This is a genomic window from Kineococcus gurbantunggutensis, from assembly GCF_050871925.1.
Classification (GTDB): Bacteria; Actinomycetota; Actinomycetes; order Actinomycetales; family Kineococcaceae; genus Kineococcus.
Window position 1 is genome coordinate 1 of record NZ_JBJLSG010000097.1, and the last position, 18,328, is coordinate 18,328.

Annotated in this window: 17 protein-coding genes; 3 read left to right on the forward strand and 14 right to left on the reverse strand. The window is 76.6% G+C overall.

Translation table 11 applies throughout. The features are described 5' to 3' along the window. Positions 1-116: 116 nt before the first annotated feature. From ACRYR7_RS16800 to hisI, 10 genes are all read right to left on the reverse strand, one after another. Complete coding sequence (locus tag ACRYR7_RS16800; RefSeq protein ID WP_432573258.1) at positions 117-1,577, reverse strand: glutamate synthase subunit beta; 1,461 nt, start codon at positions 1,575-1,577, stop codon at positions 117-119. Then, the gene (gene gltB, locus ACRYR7_RS16805) at positions 1,570-6,168 is read right to left on the reverse strand and encodes a glutamate synthase large subunit (RefSeq protein ID WP_432573259.1); all 4,599 of its coding nucleotides are present in this window, start codon (positions 6,166-6,168) and stop codon (positions 1,570-1,572) included. The genes ACRYR7_RS16800 and gltB overlap by 8 nt, the downstream gene beginning before the upstream one ends. 226 nt (positions 6,169-6,394) lie before the next feature. Beyond that, positions 6,395-7,405: a prolipoprotein diacylglyceryl transferase gene (gene lgt, locus ACRYR7_RS16810; RefSeq protein ID WP_432573260.1), complete on the reverse strand. Its 1,011-nt coding sequence runs from the start codon at positions 7,403-7,405 to the stop codon at positions 6,395-6,397. 14 nt (positions 7,406-7,419) lie between these two features. Beyond that, the gene (locus tag ACRYR7_RS16815) at positions 7,420-8,265 is read right to left on the reverse strand and encodes a DsbA family protein (RefSeq protein WP_432573261.1); all 846 of its coding nucleotides are present in this window, start codon (positions 8,263-8,265) and stop codon (positions 7,420-7,422) included. Between the two features lie 109 nt (positions 8,266-8,374). Beyond that, positions 8,375-9,205, reverse strand: coding sequence for a tryptophan synthase subunit alpha (trpA, locus tag ACRYR7_RS16820; RefSeq protein ID WP_432573271.1), 831 nt, complete (start codon positions 9,203-9,205; stop codon positions 8,375-8,377). 17 nt (positions 9,206-9,222) lie between these two features. Next, complete coding sequence (trpB, locus tag ACRYR7_RS16825; RefSeq protein WP_432573262.1) at positions 9,223-10,500, reverse strand: tryptophan synthase subunit beta; 1,278 nt, start codon at positions 10,498-10,500, stop codon at positions 9,223-9,225. After that, on the reverse strand, positions 10,497-11,321 hold the full coding sequence (gene trpC, locus ACRYR7_RS16830) for an indole-3-glycerol phosphate synthase TrpC (protein WP_432573263.1): 825 nt from the start codon (positions 11,319-11,321) through the stop codon (positions 10,497-10,499). The genes trpB and trpC overlap by 4 nt, the downstream gene beginning before the upstream one ends. A 203-nt stretch (positions 11,322-11,524) precedes the next feature. Beyond that, positions 11,525-11,797, reverse strand: a complete 273-nt coding sequence (locus ACRYR7_RS16835) for an HGxxPAAW family protein (protein ID WP_432573264.1) — start codon at positions 11,795-11,797, stop codon at positions 11,525-11,527. 93 nt (positions 11,798-11,890) lie between these two features. Continuing rightward, positions 11,891-12,526, reverse strand: a complete 636-nt coding sequence (locus tag ACRYR7_RS16840) for a Trp biosynthesis-associated membrane protein (protein WP_432573265.1) — start codon at positions 12,524-12,526, stop codon at positions 11,891-11,893. Further along, a complete protein-coding gene (hisI, locus tag ACRYR7_RS16845) occupies positions 12,523-12,876 on the reverse strand; it encodes a phosphoribosyl-AMP cyclohydrolase (RefSeq protein ID WP_166613682.1) in 354 nt (117 codons plus the stop codon). Before hisI ends, ACRYR7_RS16840 begins: the two co-directional genes overlap by 4 nt. A 138-nt stretch (positions 12,877-13,014) precedes the next feature. Here hisI and ACRYR7_RS16850 point away from each other — a divergent pair, with 138 nt between their 5' ends. After that, the gene (locus ACRYR7_RS16850) at positions 13,015-13,677 is read left to right on the forward strand and encodes a TIGR03085 family metal-binding protein (protein WP_432573266.1); all 663 of its coding nucleotides are present in this window, start codon (positions 13,015-13,017) and stop codon (positions 13,675-13,677) included. Positions 13,678-13,719: 42 nt separating this feature from the next. On the opposite strand, the gene hisF is transcribed toward ACRYR7_RS16850, so the two are convergent. Beyond that, entirely contained in the window at positions 13,720-14,493 is a 774-nt protein-coding gene (gene hisF, locus ACRYR7_RS16855) for an imidazole glycerol phosphate synthase subunit HisF (protein ID WP_432573267.1), read from the reverse strand. 81 nt (positions 14,494-14,574) lie between these two features. Between hisF and ACRYR7_RS16860 the strand changes: the two genes are divergently transcribed. Together ACRYR7_RS16860 and ACRYR7_RS16865 are read left to right on the forward strand one after the other, a co-directional pair. After that, positions 14,575-15,870, forward strand: a complete 1,296-nt coding sequence (locus tag ACRYR7_RS16860) for a GNAT family N-acetyltransferase (protein WP_432573268.1) — start codon at positions 14,575-14,577, stop codon at positions 15,868-15,870. Further along, positions 15,852-16,565, forward strand: coding sequence for a nucleoside/nucleotide kinase family protein (locus ACRYR7_RS16865; protein WP_432573269.1), 714 nt, complete (start codon positions 15,852-15,854; stop codon positions 16,563-16,565). Before ACRYR7_RS16860 ends, ACRYR7_RS16865 begins: the two co-directional genes overlap by 19 nt. A 47-nt stretch (positions 16,566-16,612) precedes the next feature. Here ACRYR7_RS16865 and ACRYR7_RS16870 read toward each other — a convergent pair whose 3' ends face one another. The 3 genes from ACRYR7_RS16870 to ACRYR7_RS16880 are packed head-to-tail and all read right to left on the reverse strand — an operon-like array spanning position 16,613 to position 18,242. Beyond that, a complete protein-coding gene (locus ACRYR7_RS16870; RefSeq protein ID WP_432573270.1) occupies positions 16,613-17,098 on the reverse strand; it encodes a PH domain-containing protein in 486 nt (161 codons plus the stop codon). Further along, on the reverse strand, positions 17,095-17,940 hold the full coding sequence (gene hisG, locus ACRYR7_RS16875) for an ATP phosphoribosyltransferase (RefSeq protein WP_166612830.1): 846 nt from the start codon (positions 17,938-17,940) through the stop codon (positions 17,095-17,097). Before hisG ends, ACRYR7_RS16870 begins: the two co-directional genes overlap by 4 nt. Before the next feature lie 38 nt (positions 17,941-17,978). Continuing rightward, entirely contained in the window at positions 17,979-18,242 is a 264-nt protein-coding gene (locus ACRYR7_RS16880) for a phosphoribosyl-ATP diphosphatase (RefSeq protein WP_166612831.1), read from the reverse strand. Positions 18,243-18,328: the final 86 nt, after the last annotated feature.

An 18,328-nucleotide genomic window follows, 5' to 3' on the forward strand; every position in this document is an offset into this window, starting at 1 on the left:
GTAGAGGGAGGACGGCCGGGGCCGGCCGCCTAACGGTGGCGTACGCCGCGGGCCGTCCGGAGCGCGACCGCGGGGGCGCGGCGGGGCCGGTGGGGCGGGGCCGGTAGGGCGCGGTCTCAGGCGGTCAGCGGGACCGCGTCGGCGCGGATCGGCGAGGGCAGGGCGGTCTCGCCCATGAGGTACTCGTCGACCGCGGCCGCGCAGGCGCGGCCCTCGGCGATCGCCCACACGATGAGCGACTGCCCGCGACCGGCGTCGCCGGCGACGAACACGCCGGGGGTGCCGGTGGCGTAGCCGGGGGTGCGGGTGAAGCGGGTGCGCGCGTCGGCGCCCAGGCCGAGCTGGCCCACCAGGTCGCCGTGCTCGGGGCCGGAGAAGCCGATCGCCAGGAGCACCAGCTGCGCCGGCAGGTCCTGCTCGCTGCCCTCCACGGGCGTCCAGACGCCGTCGACCTTGCGCACCTCCACGACGCGCAGGGCCTTCACGCGCCCCTGTTCGTCGCCGACCAGGGCCTGGGAGGAGGCGGAGAAGCGCCGCTCGCCGCCCTCCTCGTGCGAGGAGGAGACGCTGAACACCTTGGGCATCGTCGGCCACGGCTCCTCCTCGGAGCGCTCGCCGGGGGCCTTGGGGTAGATGTCCAGCTGCGTCACCGAGCGGGCGCCCTGGCGCAGCGCGGTGCCGTAGCAGTCCGAGCCGGTGTCGCCGCCGCCGATGATGACCACGTCGAGGCCGGCGGCGTCGACGTAGGCCTCCGGGCGCGGCTCGCCCACCGCGACCCGGTTGGTCGGCGGCAGGTACTCCATCGCCTGGTGGACGCCGGCCAGCTCGCGGCCGGGCAGCTCCACGTCGCGCCACTGCGTGGCGCCGGTGGCGACGACGACCGCGTCGTACCGGTCGCGCAGCTGCTCGCCGGTGATGTCGGTGCCGATGTCCACGCCGGGGCGGAAGCGGGTGCCCTCGGCCTCCATCTGGGCCAGGCGCCGGTCCAGGACGGAGCGCTCCATCTTGAACTCGGGGATGCCGTAGCGCATCAGCCCGCCGATCTTGTCGTCGCGCTCGTACACGGCGACGGTGTGCCCGGCGCGGGTCAGCTGCTGGGCGGCGGCCAGGCCCGCGGGCCCGGAGCCGACCACGGCGACGGTCTTGCCGGTCAGCCGCTCCGGCGGGCGCGGCTCCAGCCCGCCCAGGTCGACCGCGTGCTCGGCGATCATCACCTCGACCTGCTTGATGGTCACCGGCGGCTGGTTGATGCCCAGCACGCACGCCGACTCGCAGGGCGCCGGGCACAGCTTGCCGGTGAACTCCGGGAAGTTGTTCGTGGCGTGCAGCCGCTCGGAGGCCTGCGCGAAGTCGCCGCGGCTGACCAGGTCGTTCCACTCGGGGATGAGGTTCCCCAGCGGACAGGCGTTGTGGCAGAACGGGATGCCGCAGTCCATGCAGCGCCCGGCCTGGCGCTGGAGGACGTCGTCGCTCTGCTTGTCGTACACCTCGCGCCAGTCCATCAGGCGCAGCGGCACCGGGCGGCGCGGCGGCAGCTCGCGCTCGCGCACCTTCAGGAAACCCCGGGGATCAACCATGAGAAGCCTCCATGATGCGGGTCAGCACGGCGTCGGAGTCCGGCTCCAGGCCGTCGCTGACGGCCTGGGCGCGGACCTGCAGGACGCGGCGGTAGTCCCGCGGGACGATCGTCGAGAAGCGCTGCCGCGCGGCCCCCCAGTCGGCGAGCAGCTTGGCGGCGACGGTGGAGTCGGTGTGCTCGCGGTGGGCGACGAGCAGGTCGTGCACGCGCGCGGCCGCCTCGTCGCCCATCGGCTCCACGTCGACCATGTCGCGGTTGACGCGGGAGACCTTCAGGTCCAGCACGTGGGCCAGGCCGCCGGACATGCCCGCGGCGACGTTGCGCCCGGTGCGGCCCAGGACGACGACCTCACCGCCGGTCATGTACTCCAGCGCGTGGTCGCCCACGCCCTCCACGACGGCGGTGGCGCCGGAGTTGCGCACGCAGAAGCGCTCGCCGACCTCCCCGCGCAGGAAGATCCGGCCCGAGGTGGCGCCGTAGCCGATGACGTTGCCGGCGACGATGTCGCGCTCGCGCGAGCCGGTGGCGCGGTCCGGGCGCACCACGACGGTGCCGCCGGACAGGCCCTTGCCGACGTAGTCGTTGGTGTCGCCGAACAGGCGCAGGGTGATGCCGCGCGGCACGAAGGCGCCCAGCGACTGCCCCGCCGAACCGGTCAGCGTCACGTCGATGGTGCCCTCGGGCAGGCCCTCCTCGCCCCAGGCCCTGGTGACCTCGTGGCCCAGCAGGGTGCCGATGGTGCGGTTGACGTTGCGCACCGGCAGCTCGACCTTCACCGGCGTGCCGTCGCGCAGGGCGGCGCCGGCGCGCTCGATGAGGACGTGGTCCAGCGCCTTCTCCAGGGCGTGGTCCTGCGTCTGCGTCTGGTGCAGCGCGGTGCCCTCGGGCGCGGCGGGCGCGTGCAGGACCGGCGACAGGTCCAGCCCGGAGGCCTTCCAGTGCGCCACCGCGCGGCGGCTGTCGAGGACCTCGACGTGGCCCACGGCCTCCTGCAGGGACCGGAAGCCCAGCTGCGCGAGGTACTCGCGCACCTCCTGCGCCAGGTACTCGAAGAAGGTCACCAGGTACTCGGCCTTGCCGTTGAACCGCGAGCGCAGCTCGGGGTTCTGCGTGGCCACGCCCACCGGGCAGGTGTCCAGCTGGCACACGCGCATCATGATGCAGCCGGAGACGACCAGCGGGGCGGTGGCGAAGCCGAACTCCTCCGCGCCCAGCAGGGCGGCGATGACGACGTCGCGGCCGGTCTTGAGCTGGCCGTCGACCTGCACGGAGATGCGGTCGCGCAGGCCGTTGACCACCAGGGTCTGCTGGGTCTCGGCCAGGCCGAGCTCCCAGGGACCGCCGGCGTGCTTGAGGCTGGTCAGCGGGGCCGCGCCGGTGCCGCCGTCGTGCCCGGAGATGAGCACCACGTCGGCCTTGGCCTTGGACACGCCGGTGGCGACCGTGCCGACGCCGACCTCGGACACGAGCTTGACGTGCACCCGTGCCGCGGGGTTGGAGTTCTTCAGGTCGTGGATGAGCTGGGCGAGGTCCTCGATGGAGTAGATGTCGTGGTGCGGCGGCGGCGAGATGAGCCCGACGCCGGGCGTGGAGTGCCGCGTCCTGGCGATGTTCGGGTACACCTTGTGGCCGGGCAGCTGCCCGCCCTCGCCGGGCTTGGCGCCCTGGGCGACCTTGATCTGCAGGTCGGTCGCCGAGGAGAGGTAGTTGCTCGTCACGCCGAAGCGGCCGGAGGCGATCTGCTTGACCTTCGAGGTCTTCTCGGGGTCGTACAGCCGCTCGACGTCCTCGCCGCCCTCGCCGGAGTTCGAGCGCGCGCCGAGGCGGTTCATGGCGATCGCGAGGACCTCGTGGGCCTCCTGGCTGATGGAGCCGTAGCTCATCGCGCCGGTGGAGAACCGCTTGACGATCTCGCTGACCGGCTCGACCTCGTCGACCGGGACGGGCTCGCGCACGCCCTTCTTCAGCTGCAGCAGCCCGCGCAGGGTCATCAGCCGCTCGGCCTGCTCGTCCACCCGGGAGGTGTACTTGCGGAAGAGGGCCTCGTTGCGCTGGCGGGTGGAGTGCTGCAGCTGGAAGACGGTCTCGGGGTCGAACAGGTGCGGCTCGCCCTCGCGGCGCCACTGGTACTCCCCGCCCGTCTCCAGGCGGCGGTGGGCGCGCTCCTGGCCCTCCACGGGGTAGGCCAGGCGGTGCCGGCGGGCGACCTCCTCGGCGAGCACGTCCAGGCCCACCCCGCCCAGGCGGGAGGTGGTGGCGGTGAAGTACTCGTCGACGAGGGTCTGCGACAGGCCCAGGGCCTCGAAGACCTGCGCGCCGCGGTAGGAGGCGACGGTGGAGATGCCCATCTTGGACATCACCTTCAGCACGCCCTTGCCTAGGGCCTTGATGAGGTTGCGCACCGCGGTCTGCGGGTCCACGCCGGTGATCACGCCGTTGCGGGCGAGGTCCTCGACGGTCTCCATCGCCAGGTACGGGTTGATGGCGGCGGCGCCGTAGCCGATGAGCAGCGCGACGTGGTGCACCTCGCGCACGTCGCCGGCCTCGACGACCAGGCCGACCTGGGTGCGCAGCTTCTGGCGCACCAGGTGGTGGTGCACCGCGCTGGTCAGCAGCAGGGAGGGGATGGGCGCCAGCTCGGCGGTGGAGTCGCGGTCGGAGAGGACCACGAACACCGCGCCGTCGGCGATGGCGCGCGAGACCTCCGCGCGGATCTCCTCGATGCGCCGGGCCAGCTCCGCGCCGCCGCCGGCCACGCGGTACAGGCCCTTGACGGTGTGGGTGGTGCGCCCGGGGTTCCGCCGGTCCCGGTCGATGTGGACGATCTTGGCGAGCTCGTCGTTGTCGATGACGGGGAAGGGCAGCACGAGCTGGTGGCAGTGCGCCGGGGTGCCGGCCAGGAAGTTCTTCTGCGGGCCGGCGATGGTGATCAGCGAGGTGACGAGCTCCTCGCGGATGGCGTCCAGCGGCGGGTTGGTGACCTGCGCGAAGAGCTGGGTGAAGTAGTCGAAGAGCAGCCGCGGGCGCTCGGAGAGCACCGCCAGGGGCGTGTCGGAGCCCATCGAGCCGATCGGCTCGGCGGCGGCGCGCGCCATCGGGGCGAGGATGAGGCGCAGCTCCTCCTCGGTGTAGCCGAAGGTCTGCTGGCGGCGGGCCACCGAGGCGTGGGTGTGCACCACGTGCTCGCGCGGGGGCAGGTCCCCCAGGTGCACGACGTTCTTCAACCACTCGGCGTACGGCTCGGCGGCGGCCAGCTCGGCCTTGATCTCCTCGTCGTCGACGATGCGCCCGCGGGCGGTGTCGACCAGGAACATCTTGCCGGGCGCGACGCGGCCGCGGGTGACCACCGAGGCGGGGTCCAGGTCCAGGACGCCGACCTCGCTGGCCAGCACGACCAGGCCGTCGTCGGTGACCCAGTACCGCGAGGGGCGCAGGCCGTTGCGGTCCAGGACGCAGCCGATGAGGGTGCCGTCGGTGAAGGTCAGGTTGGCCGGGCCGTCCCACGGCTCGGAGAACATCGAGTGGAACTCGTAGAAGGCCCGGCGGGCCGGGTCCATCTCGGTGTTGTTCTCCCACGCCTCGGGGATCATCATCAGCACCGCGTGCGGCAGGGAGCGCCCGGCCAGGTGCAGCAGCTCCAGGACCTCGTCGAAGGAGGCGGAGTCCGAGCCCTCGGTGGCGCAGACGGGGCCCAGGCGCTGCACGTCGCCGGGGATGAGCGGGGTGCTCATCGTCGACTCGCGCGCCGCGGTCCAGTTGCGGTTGCCCTTGACGGTGTTGATCTCGCCGTTGTGGGCGATGGTGCGGAAGGGGTGCGCCAGCGGCCACGACGGGAAGGTGTTCGTCGAGAAGCGCGAGTGGACCAGGCCCAGCTCGCTGGTGAAGCGCCGGTCGGACAGGTCCGGGAAGAACGGCTCCAGCTGACCGGTGGTCAGCATGCCCTTGTAGACCATGGTGCGCGCCGACAGCGAGGGGAAGTACACGCCCAGGTCGCGCTCGGCGCGCTTGCGCAGCGGGTACACGCGCCGGTCGAGGTCGATGCCGCTCTCCCCCGCGCGCCCGGCCACGAACAGCTGGGCGAAGTGCGGCATGCAGGCGCGCGCCTGCGCGCCGACGAGGTCGGCGGTGACGGGCACGTCGCGCCAGCCCAGGACCTCCAGGCCCTCCTCCTCGGCGAGGGCCTCGATGCGGGCCACGGCCTCGGCGCGCTCGGCGGCGTCGACGGGCAGGAAGGCGTTGCCGGCGGCGTAGGCGCCCTTCGCCGGCAGCTCGACGCCCAGCTCGGCCGTGACGGCGCGCAGGAACTCGTCGGGGACCTGGGTGAGGATGCCCGCCCCGTCGCCGGTGTTGGTCTCCGCGCCCACCGCGCCGCGGTGGTCGAGGTTGCGCAGGGCGGTCAGGGCGTGCTCGACGATGTCGTGCCCGGGCTCGCCGCGCATCGTGGCGACGAAGGCCACGCCGCAGGCGTCGTGCTCGTTGCTGCGGTCGTAGAGCCCGGCGTCCGCGGGCAGCGCCGAGAAGGGCAGGGGACGGACGGCCCGCTCGGTGCGGGCGGCGTGCTGCGCGGTGGGCGCGAGGGGTTGCGACATGCGGTGCACCGTCCTCGGAGAGAGGTCCGGGAGGACCTCGATGGACAGGGGGTCTCTCGACGGGTCTCTTCGAGCGTGGTCCCGGTCGGCCGGAGCGGGCTTCCCGGGCGGAGGTGGCGCGCCTGGTGGGCGCGCACCGCCGAACGAGGGACGGCGCTGGCCCACGTTCACCTCACTGTAACGCCACGAACCCCGTGCTCATTCGCACGAGAGCGTCACCGGATCGTCACGACGACGGGTGGTCGTGGTCCTTCGAGGTCGGCCGCGAGGACTCGGTCACGGTCTGTGCACCCGCCTGCGGCTCGGCGTCACCGGAGGGAGGAGTGGCCCCCGGGGACTGCGGCGAGGGTACCCGCTCCAGCGGCTCGTCCCGACCACCCTCCCCCGCACGCCCGTCGCCGTGGCGGCGCCGGGAGAGGACCAGGGCGACGACGGCCGCGAGCAGCACCAGGGCGGCGACCCACTGGTTCACGCGCAGCCCGGCGATCTCGTTGGCCTCGTCCACCCGCAGCGCCTCGGTGACCGAGCGGCCGGCGGTGTACAGCGCCACGTAGAGGAAGAAGGCCTGCCCGTGGCGCAGCCGCAGGCGCCGGTCCACCAGCACGATCGCCGCGGCCGACAGCAGGCACCACAGCGACTCGTACAGGAACACGGGGTGGAAGGTCCCCAGCACCTCCGGGCGCCCGTCGGCGCCGGTGACCGCCCGCCCGGCGGCCTCGTCCCAGCGGTGCACCGTCAGCGCCCACGGCACGTCGGTGGCGCGGCCGTACAGCTCGTTGTTGAACCAGTTGCCCCAGCGGCCCAGCCCCTGCGCCACCAGCAGGCCGGGGGCGACGGCGTCGGCGAACGGCGCCAGGCGGTACCCGGCGCGCCGGCAGGCGATCCAGGCCCCCAGCGCCCCGGCGGCGATCGCGCCCCAGATGCCCAGGCCGCCCTGCCACACGTACAGCGCGCGCACCGGGTCCCCGCCGGGCCCGAAGTACGCCTCCGGGGAGGTGAGCACGTGGTAGGCGCGGGCGCCCACCACCCCCAGCGGCACCGCCCACACCGCCACGTCCAGCGGGAAGTCCGGCCGGCCGCCGCGGGCGCTCCAGCGCCGCGAGGTGATCCACAGGCCGGCGACGATGCCCGCGAGGATGCACAGCGCGTAGGCGCGCAGCGGCACCGGGCCCAGGTGCCAGACGCCCTGCGTCGGGCTGGGCAGCGCGGCGGGCAGGGCCGCGGGCAGGGCGCTCACCGCGCTCACCGCGCTCACGAGGCGCTGGCCGCGGCGACCTGCTGCTGCAGGTAGCCGGCCGGGTCGGCGCCGAGCAGCTGCTCGGTGTCCAGGGCGGTGGTCGTCCCGCCCTCGGGGGTGATCTGCACGGTGGGGGTGCCCGAGACGCCGGCGGCCGCCATGCCGTCCTGCACCCGGCGCACGTAGCCGACGTACTCGTCGTCGTCCAGGGCCCGCTGCCAGCGGTCCAGGTCGGCGACCCCGGCCTCCCGGGCCGCCTCGCGCAGCTGCTCGTCGGTGTAGCCGTCGCCCTCCTCGCCCTCGTTGCCGGCGAAACCGGGCTGGCGGGCGAAGACGGCCTCCGTGTACTGCGCGAAGCGGCCCTGGGCGTCCGCGGCGGCGGCGCCCTCGGCGGCGCGGGTGGAGGAGTCGTTGCGCAGGCTGTCGTCCAGGAAGCTCAGGGTGTGCACGACCACGCGCGCGCGCCCGGAGGCGGCCAGCTGCACGTACGCGTCCCCGGCGGCGGCCTCGAACTGCGCGCAGTACGGGCACTGGTAGTCCAGCCACACGTCCACGGTCGGCGCCCCGGCCGCCGGGGTGCCCGCCAGCACGTACCCGCCGGCGTCCCCGGAGGCCGACGGCGGGGCGGCGCCCGCGGTGGTGGTCGTGGCGTCGCGCTCGCGGGCGACGAGGACCACCACGAGGGCCACCACGGCGAGCACCGCGACGACGGCCGCGCTGACGAGCAGCACCCGGCGGCTGCGCTCGCGGGCCAGCTCGCGCTCGCGCAGCGCGGCCGCCTTGGCGCGGCGCGCCTCGCGGGCGTCCTCGGCCTGCCCGGCGCGGGCGGGGTCGCCCCCGGGTCGCTTCTTGCTGCTCAACGCTGCTCTCCTCGCAGGCGCCCGTGCGCGGGGCCCGGGCGGTCGAATCGGTCGGCCCGGCGCGGCGGTGCCCCGCGTGCGGGGCACCGCCGCGCGCCCGGCCGGCTGTTCAGGCCCGGCGCACGCCCTGCGCGAGCCGCTCGGCGAGCTCGCCCACGGCCCGCGCGCCGGCGGCCGGGGAGTCCGCCTCCAGCAGGCGCGCGACGAACGCGGAGCCGACGATGACGCCGTCGGCGTAGCCGGCCACCTCCGCGGCCTGCTCCGGCGTGGAGACCCCCAGGCCGACGCAGACCCGCTCGGCGCCGGCCGCGCGGGTGCGCTCCACCAGGCGGGCGGCACCGGCGCCCACCGTGGTGCGCGCCCCCGTGACGCCCATGGTGGAGGCGGCGTAGACGAACCCGCGGCAGGCGGCCGCGGTGGAGGCCAGGCGCGCGTCGGTGGAGCTGGGGGCGACGAGGAAGACCCGCTCGAGGTCGTGCTCGTCGCTGGCCTCGAGCCAGGCGGCGGCCTCGTCGGGGATCAGGTCCGGCGTGATCAGCCCGGCCGCGCCCGCCGAGGCCAGGTCCGCGGCGAAGCGCGCCACGCCGTAGCGGTCCACCGGCGGCCAGTAGGTCATCACCAGCACGGCCGCGCCGGTGGCGGCGACCTGCTCCACGGCGCGCAGCACGTCCGCGGGGCGGGTGCGCGCGCGCAGGGCCGCGTCCACGGCCCGCTGGATGGTGGGCCCGTCCATCGTGGGGTCCGAGTACGGCAGCCCCAGCTCGACGACGTCCGCTCCCCCGGCCACCGCGGCCTTGGCCGCCGCGACGCCGGCGTCGAGGTCGGGGAAGCCCACGGGCAGGTACGCCACCAGGGCCGCGCGGCCCTCGGCCCTGGCGCGGTCCACCGCCGCGGCGGAGCTGCCCGCCCGGGCGGCACCGCCGCTGCCCGTCCCGTCCACGTCCACGCTCGTGGTGCTCACCAGCCCGACCCCTCGGTGTCCTGCGGCGCGTCGGCGACGCGCTCGGCCTCCGACGCCACCAGGTCGGCGTCGCTGACGAGCCCGAACCAGCGGGCGGCGGTGTCCACGTCCTTGTCCCCGCGGCCGGAGAGGTTCACCAGCAGCAGCGCCTCGGGGCCGAGCTCGCGCCCCACCCGCAGCGCGCCGGCCAGGGCGTGGGCGCTCTCGATGGCCGGGATGATGCCCTCGGTGCGGCACAGCAGCCGGAAGGCCTCCATGGCCTCGGCGTCGGTGACCGGGCGGTACTCCGCGCGCCCGGAGTCGCCCAGCCAGGAGTGCTCCGGGCCCACGCCGGGGTAGTCCAGCCCGGCGGAGATGGAGTGCGACTCCACCGTCTGCCCGTCCTCGTCCTGCAGCACGAACTGCCGCGCGCCCTGGAACACCCCGGGCGAGCCGCCGGTGATGGAGGCGGCGTGGCGGCCGGAGCCGACGCCCTCGCCGCCGGCCTCGAAGCCGAACAGGCGCACGGCCGGGTCGTCGAGGAAGGCGTGGAAGATGCCGATCGCGTTCGAGCCGCCGCCCACGCAGGCGCACACCGCGTCCGGCAGGCGGCCGGTCAGCTCCAGGACCTGCGCGCGCGCCTCCAGGCCGATGACGCGCTGGTAGTCGCGCACCAGCACCGGGAAGGGGTGCGGACCGGCGACCGTGCCGAAGACGTAGTGGGTGGTGTCCACCGAGGCCACCCAGTCGCGGAAGGCCTCGTTGACGGCGTCCTTCAGGGTGCGGCTGCCGGCGGTGACGGGCACGACCTCCGCGCCCAGCAGGCGCATGCGGGCGACGTTCAGCGCCTGGCGGCGGGTGTCCTCCTCGCCCATGTACACCACGCACTCCAGGCCCATCAGGGCCGCGGCGGTGGCGGTGGCCACGCCGTGCTGGCCGGCGCCGGTCTCGGCGATCACGCGGCTCTTGCCCATGCGCCTGGTCAGCAGCGCCTGGCCGAGGACGTTGTTGATCTTGTGCGAGCCGGTGTGGTTGAGGTCCTCGCGCTTGAGCAGCACCGTGGCGCCGCCGGCGTGCTCGGCGAAGCGCGGCACGGGCGTGAGGATGCTGGGCCGGCCGGAGTAGGTGCGGTGCAGCTCCGCCAACTCGGCCAGGAAGGACTCGTCGGCCATCGCGGCGGTGTGCGCGGCCTCGATCTCGTCGAGGGCGGCCACCAGCGCCTCGGGCACGAAGCGGCCGCCGAAGGCGCCGAAGTACGGCCCGCGCTCGGCGGACAGGGCGGTGGGGGCGCTCACGGGCGCACCGCCTGCACGGCCGGGTGCGCGCCGGCGGCCACGAGGTCCGCCACCGCGCGGCGCGGGTCGTCCCCGCGCACCAGCGTCTCGCCGACCAGCACCGCGTCGGCGCCGGCGCGGGCGAACTCCACGACGTCGTGCGGGCCGCGCACGCCGGACTCGGCGACCTTGACCACGCCCGCGGGGATCAGCGGCGCGAGCCGCGCGAAGGTGGCGTTGTCCACCTCGAGGGTCTTGAGGTCGCGGTTGTTGACCCCGACGACCCGCGCGTCGGCGGCCACGGCCCGCTCGACCTCCTCGGCGGTGTGCACCTCCACCAGCGCCGTCATGCCCAGCGAGTGGGTGCGCTCCACCAGGGAGACCAGGGCCTCCTGCTCCAGGGCGGCGACGATCAGCAGGACGACGTCGGCGCCCCAGGCGCGCGCCTCCCACAGCTGGTAGGAGCCCACGACGAAGTCCTTGCGCAGCACCGGCACGTCCACCGCGCAGCGCACCGCGCGCAGGTCCGCCAGGCTGCCGCCGAAGCGGCGCTGCTCGGTGAGCACGCTGATGACGCTGGCGCCGCCCAGCTCGTACTGGCGGGCCAGCTCGGCCGGGTCCGGGATGCCCGCCAGCGCGCCCTTGGAGGGGCTGGCGCGCTTGACCTCGGCGATGACCTTCACGCCGCGCTGCTCGCTGTCGCGCGGGCGCAGCAGGGCCGCGGCGTCCTTGGCGGGCACCTGGCGGTGCGCGCGCTCCTTCAGCTCAGCCAGCGACGTGCTGGCCTGCCGCTGCTCCAGGTCCTCGCGCACGCCGGCGAGGATGTCGTCGAGGACGGTCACCCTCAGGAGGGTAGTCCCCGCCGGGGGCGGCCCGGTGCCCCCTCCACCCCCTCCCCGCGCGCGCGGGTGCGCGGGGCCGCCGGCCCGGGACGCGCGACGCCCCGGCGAGCCGGTGCGGGACCGGCTCGCCGGGGCGGCGGGAGCGCCGGACGGGCCGCGCGGGCGGCGTCCGGGAAGGGTCGGCGGAGCGTCGGTGGCGCGCGTCAGTGGCGCGCGCGGCCGACGCCCACGGGCTCGCCCTTGGAGTTCTTCACGCCGTAGCCGGCCTTGGCCAGGCCGTAGCTGACGACCAGCGAGGCCAGGATGATCACGCCGCCGACGATGCCGGAGACGAGGTTGGTGAACACCACGGCCAGGCACAGCACGAGGAAGCCGACGAGGCAGGTGCCCACCCCGGCCCAGGCCGCCACGCTGTGGCCGTGGCCGTGCTCCTCGACGACGTCGCCGTGCGTGGACTCGGGCTGCTGGCTGGTCACGGTGGTGCTCCTCGGACGTCGTGGCGCTGGCTCCTCCACGGTACCGGGCCCGGTGCGGCGGCGCCGGACCGGTGCGCGCGGCGGGCGGGCGGCTCAGCGCGTGGGGTCGTCCCCGCGGGTCAGGGAGTCCCACGCGGCGGCGGGGTCGCCGGCGCGGTCCGCGGCGCGCGCGGCGGCGGGGGCGGGCGCCGCGGCGGCCGCGTCGCGCTCGTGGCGGCTGGAGGCGCTCCAGCGGCGGCCGCGCAGCAGCGCCGCACCGCCCGCGGCCGCCGCCAGGACCCCGCCGGCGGAGGAGACCACCGGCCACGGGCCGGTGCCCACCCGCTGCAGCTGCGGGTCGGTGCGGCCGCTGACCTGCCGCGCCGGGCCGGTCAGCGCGTCCTGCGGGGACGCCAGCACCGCGGCGCCGGCGGCGACGACGCCCGCCCCCGCCAGCACCAGCACGACCGCGGCCAGCGCGCGGGCCACGCGCCGCCCCAGCGAGCAGGCCACCACGGCCGCCAGCGCCACCAGGGCCAGCGCGGTGGCGGCGGGAGCGGCCGCCCGCCCGGCCGCGTCCACCCCGCGGACCCCGGTGGCGGTGGCGACGGCCCCCTCCACCCAGGTGGGCGCGCCGGCGGCCAGCGCGAGCACCGCGCCGGCCGCGCCCAGCAGCAGCACGGCGCCGCGCTCGCGGCCGGCGCGCGCCCGGGCCGGCGGGACCGGCCGGGCCGCGGCGCCGCCGCTCACGCCGGGCCGCCGGCCACCGCGGGCAGCGGGTCGGCGACGAAGCAGGTGCGCTCGCCGGTGTGGCAGGCGGCCCCGACCTGGTCCACCTCCACCAGCAGCGCGTCGCCGTCGCAGTCCAGCGAGACGCGCTTGACCCACTGCACGTGCCCGGAGGTGTCGCCCTTGCGCCACAGGCTGCGGCGGCTGCGCGACCAGTACGTGGCCCGGCCGGTGGCCAGGGTGTGCGCCAGGGCGGTGTCGTCCATCCAGGCCACCATGAGGACCTCGCGCGTGTCGTGCTGCTGCACCACCGCGCACACCAGCCCCGCCGGGTCGCGCTTGAGGCGCGCCGCGACGGCGGGGTCCAGCACCGGCCCGGCGGTGGCGGTGGTCCCGGCGGTGCCGGGGGTGGCGGCGGGGTCCTGCGGGGCGGGCTGCGCGGGGGGCGGGGTGACGGGCTCGACGGGCACGTGCCTCATGGTCGCACCGGCCTGTGCGAGCATCGCGCCGTGCCCGGACCCGACCCCGCCCGAGAACGCGACGGACTGTGCGACGACGCCCTGCGCGCCGGCCCCCGCGCGCCCACGCTGTGCGAGGGGTGGGCCGTGCGCGACCTGCTCGTGCACCTGGCCGTGCGTGACGGGCGCCCGGACGTGCTCGCCGGCGAGGTCCTGCGCCGGGCGGTGCCCGCCCTGGGCGCGCACGCGGACCGGCTGCAGGGCCGCTGGCGCGAGGAGCCCTTCGAGGCGCTGGTGCAGCGGGTGCGCTCGGGGCCGCCCGCGGTCAGCCCGGCGCGCTGGCGGCCGGTGGCGGGGCTGGTCAACGGCGTGGAGTTCTTCGTGCACCGCGAGGACGTGCGCCGCGCCCAGGAGGGCTGGCGGCCGCGGGAGCTGGCGCGCGAGGAGTCGCAGGGCCTGTGGGGAGCGGTGCGGCTGGCCGGCCGCGCGGCGTACCGGCGCTCCCCCGTCGGCGTGGTGCTCGTCACCCCCGACGGCCCGCGCTCGGTGGTGCGCGGCGGGCCGGTGTCGGTCAGCCTGCGCGGCGAGCCGCAGGAGCTGCTGCTGCACGCCTCCGGGCGCCGCACGCGCGCGCTGGTGGAGGTGGACGGGGCGCCGCACGCCGTGCGGGCGTTCACCGACGCCTTCCCCGGCACGCCCGCCGCGCCGGGCTGAGCGCGCCGGGCCCGGTGCGCCGGCGCGCCCGGGGCACCGGGTTCAGCGCACGGGGGCCCCGGCGGCGCGCAGGGCGTCCTTGACCTGGCCGATCGTCAGCTGCTGGAAGTGGAAGACGCTGGCGGCCAGGACGGCGTCGGCGCCGGCGGCCACGGCGGGCGCGAAGTGCTCCACGGCCCCGGCGCCGCCGCTGGCCACGAGGGGGACGCTGACGCGCCCGCGCACCGCGGTGAGCATCTCCAGGTCGAAGCCGGCCTTGGTGCCGTCGGCGTCCATGGAGTTCAGCAGGACCTCCCCGGCGCCGAGCTCGGCGGCGCGCACCGCCCACTCCACCGCGTCCAGCCCGGTGCCGCGGCGGCCGCCGTGGGTGGTGACCTCGAAGCCCGAGGGCGTGGTGGGCGTGCCGGGCGGGGTGCGGCGGGCGTCGACGGAGAGCACCAGCACCTGCGAGCCGAAGCGCTCGGCGATCTCGGTGATCAGCTCCGGGCGGGCGATGGCGGCGGTGTTGACGCCGACCTTGTCGGCCCCGGCGCGCAGCAGGCGCTCCACGTCGGCGACCGAGCGGACCCCGCCGCCGACGGTGAGGGGGATGAAGACCTGCTCGGCGGTGCGGGCGACGACCTCGTAGGTGGTCTCCCGGGAGGCGGAGGAGGCGGTGACGTCCAGGAACGTCAGCTCGTCGGCGCCCTCGGCGTCGTAGCGGCGGGCGAGCTCGACGGGGTCGCCGGCGTCGCGCAGGTCGGCGAAGTTCACGCCCTTGACCACGCGGCCGGCGTCGACGTCCAGGCAGGGGATGACTCGCACGGCGACGCTCACGGCAGGAGGGTAGTGCGCGCGGGCGGGTGCGCGGGGCCCGCCCGGGGCGGACCGGCCCGGCCCGGCGGTAGCGTCGGCCCCATGAGCCCCCTCGACGCCGAGGCCCTGCCCCTGCGCACGGTCGACACCGCCGACGCCGAGGCGGTGGCGGCCTGGTCGCGGGTGCCGCGGGTGGCGTTCATGGAGGCCGAGCCGCTGCCCGGCGAGGCCGCCGCGCGCCTGCGCGAGACGGTCGAGCGGGTGGCCGGCCAGCGCCTGAGCGGGGTCGTCGACGACGGCGCGTGGGTGGCCACCTACCGCTCCTTCGACACGGAGCTGACGATGCCGGGCACCGGGCCGGTGTCGGTCAACGCCGTCTCCTCGGTGACGGTGCTGCCCACGCACCGGCGCCGCGGGCTGCTGCGCCGCATGATCGGGGCGGACCTGCACCGCGCGCGCGAGCGCGGGCACGCGCTGGCGGCGCTCATCGCGGCGGAGGCGCCCATCTACGGGCGCTTCGGCTTCGGCACGGCGACGCGGGCGGTGGACCTGACCGTGGAGGCGCGCGCGTGCCGGTTCCGCCCGGACGCCCCCGGCGCCGACGACGACGGCCGCCTGGAGCTGGTGGAGGCGCAGGAGGCGTGGCCGCTGCTGGCGGCGGTGCACGACGCCTCGCGCCGCGCGCGCCCCGGCGGGCTGGCGCGCGAGGAGCGCTGGTGGCGCGAGCGAACCCGCTCCGGCGGGCACCGGGCCTGGGGGCCGCGCTCGCGCGCGGTGCTGCACCGCGACGCGGCCGGGGCGCCCGACGGGTACGTCGCGTACGAGGTCGTGGACCGCTGGGAGGGGCGGGTCAGCCGCTGCGAGGCGCGCGTGCTGGACCTGCACGCGGCCTCCCCGGCGGTGTACCGGCGGCTGTGGGAGTTCGTGCTCTCAGTGGACCTGGTGCGCACCGTGCGCGCCGGGCAGCGGCCGGTGGACGAGCTGCTGCCGCTGCTGCTGGAGGACCCGCGGGCGGTGCAGCAGGGCCCGCTGGACGACTTCCTGTGGGTGCGGCCGCTGGACGCGGCCGGGGCGCTGGCGGCGCGGCGCTACCTGGGCTGCGGCACGGTGGTGCTGCGGGTGCTGGACCCCGGCGGGCCGGCGGGGGGCACGGTGCGCCTGCACGTGGACCCGCAGCGCTGCGGGGAGGACGGCTGGACGTGCGCGGAGGTGACGGGCACGGACGCCGAGCCGGACGTGGTGCTGGGGGCGGCGGAGCTGGGCGCGCTGCTGCTGGGCGGGACGTCGGCGGTGGCGCTGGCCGCCGCGGGGCGGGTGCACGGCACGGCGGAGGCGGTGCACCGCCTGCACGCGCTGCTGGGCACGCCGACGGCGCCGTGGTGCCCGACGTGGTTCTGAGCGCCGCGGCGCTCGAGGGCCCGGCGCCCGACCCGGCGCAGGACCCGGCGCAGGACCCGGCACCCGGTCGCGCGCTGGGCGCGGCGGCGGTCGTGGAGCTGCTGGCGGCGCGGCTGGCGGCGGCCCCGGCCCCGGTGGCCGGCCCGCGCCTGCTGCTCGTGGACGGGCGCTCGGGCAGCGGCAAGACGGACCTGGGCGGGGCGCTGGGGTCGCGGCTGGGCGCGCCGGTGGTGCACGTGGAGGACCTCTACCCCGGCTGGGACGGGCTGGCGGCGGCGGTGGGCCTGCTCGAGCGCGAGGTGCTGCGGCCGCTGCGGGCCGGGCGGGTGCCGCACCCGCCGCGCTGGGACTGGGCCGCCGGGCGCTGGGGCCCGCGCGCACCGGTGCCGGCGGCTGGCACGGCGGGGACCGTCGTGGTCGAGGGCGTGGGCGCCGGGTGCACCCCGGTGCGCCCGGAGCTGCTGGTGTGGGTGCGCGCGCCGACCGCGGTGCGCCGCCGGCGGGCGCTGGCGCGCGACGGGGCGGCGTACGCCCCGCACTGGCGGCGGTGGGCGGCGCAGGAGGAGGAGCTGTTCGCCGCGCACGACGTGGCCGCGGCCGCCGACGTGGTGCTCGACAGCGACGACGTCCACGACGGCGGTGACGTCCACGACGGGCGGGACGGCGCGGTGCGCTGGCGGGTGCTGCGGGGCTGAGCCGGGCGGGACCGAGGCGGGCGGGACGGGGCGGGACCGGGCGGGGCTCAGTCGCGCGGCGGGCGCGGCGCGCGGGCCGCGACCAGCCGCGCCAGGCGGCGGGCCTCGGCCTCGCCGCGGGCGCCGTCGGCCTTCTGCACGGCCATGACGGCCAGGTTCTCGCCGTCGTCGGTGTCCAGGGTCAGCCAGGGGTCGTCGCCGCCGAAGCGCACGGCGAGGATCGCGCCCCACTCCACGCGGCGGGTGAAGACCACGTTGCGCACGACGAGGGCGTCGTCGGTGGGCAGCGCGCGCACCGACACCAGGCGCACCAGCCCGCCGCACAGCAACAGCCCGAAGACGACGGCGGAGGCGGTGTCGGTGGGGGTCCACCCGGAGTTCGGCGACAGCGCCAGCCCGACGGCCATGCCGGCGATGACCAGCCCGAGCAGGGTCGCGACGGCCAGGCCCACCGCGCGGGCGCGGCGGGGCCGGAAGGGCGCGTCGGCGGGGTGCGCCGCCCCGCCGGGACCGGCCGCGCGCGCGCCGCTCACAGCCGGCAGGCGTGGATGCTGGTGACGAGGATGGCGCGCGCGCCGAGGTCGTACAGCTCGTCCATGACGCGGTTGGTCGCCGAGCGCTCCACCATGGCGCGCACCGCCACCCAGCCGGGGTTCGCCAGCGGGGAGACCGTGGGCGACTCCAGGCCCGGGGTGACGGTGATGGCCCGCTCGACGAGGTCCTTGGGGCAGTCGTAGTCGACCATCACGTACTGCCGGGCGACCAGGACGCCCTGCAGGCGGCGCACCAGCACGTCCACGGCGGGGTCGGCGGGCGCGCCGGCGCGGCGCACCAGGACGGCCTCGGAGCGCATGACGGGCTCGCCGAAGACCTCCAGGCCCGCGGCGCGCAGGGTCGTGCCGGTCTCGACGACGTCGGCGACGACGTCGGCGATGCCGAGCGCCACGGCGGTCTCCACCGCGCCGTCGAGGTGCACCACGTCGGCGCTCACGCCGTGCTCGGCGAGGTGCTTGCCCACCAGGCCGGAGTAGCTGGTCGCGATGCGCCGGCCCTGCAGGTCGGCCACCGAGGAGGCGGTGCCGGGCCGGCCGGCGAAGCGGAAGGTGCTGCGGGCGAAGCCGAGCTGGAGGACCTCGTCGGCCGGGGCGCGCGAGTCCAGCAGCAGGTCGCGGCCGGTGACGCCGACGTCGAGGGTGCCGGAGCCGACGTACAGGGCGATGTCGCGCGGGCGCAGGAAGACGAACTGCGCGTTGTTCTCCGGGTCGTCCAGGAGCAGTTCCTTGGCCTCGCGGCGCTGGTTGTACCCCGCCTCGCGCAGCATGGCGCTGGCGGCCTCCGACAGCGACCCCTTGTTGGGGACGGCGATGCGCAGCACGGGCCTGCCCTCTCTCTCGCGACCCCTCACCGGGTCGATCACAGGTGCGCGTACACGTCGTCGAGCGTGAGCCCGCGGGCGATCATCAGCACCTGCAGGTGGTACAGCAGCTGCGAGACCTCCTCCGCGGTGCGCTCGGCGGACTCGTGCTCGGCGGCCATCCACACCTCGGCCGCCTCCTCGACGACCTTCTTGCCGATGGCGTGCACGCCGGCGTCCAGTTCGAGCACGGTGCCCGAGCCCGCCGGGCGGGTGCGGGCCTTGTCCGTCAGCTCGGCGAACAGGCCGTCGAAGGTCTTCACGTGGGCTGAGTCTAGGCGGTGCGCGCGCGGCGCCCGTGCGGGCCCGGTCCGGCGCGCTTCGAGGCGGTGCCCGGTGAGGAGCACCC

Excerpts from the sequence above, each read along its gene's own strand:
- ACRYR7_RS16800 (WP_432573258.1), bottom strand. The coding sequence starts at position 1,577 with ATGGTTGATCCCCGGGGTTTCCTGAAGGTGCGCGAGCGCGAGCTGCCG.
- gltB (WP_432573259.1), bottom strand. The coding sequence starts at position 6,168 with ATGTCGCAACCCCTCGCGCCCACCGCGCAGCACGCCGCCCGCACCGAG.
- ACRYR7_RS16860 (WP_432573268.1), top strand. The coding sequence starts at position 14,575 with ATGAGCCCCCTCGACGCCGAGGCCCTGCCCCTGCGCACGGTCGACACC.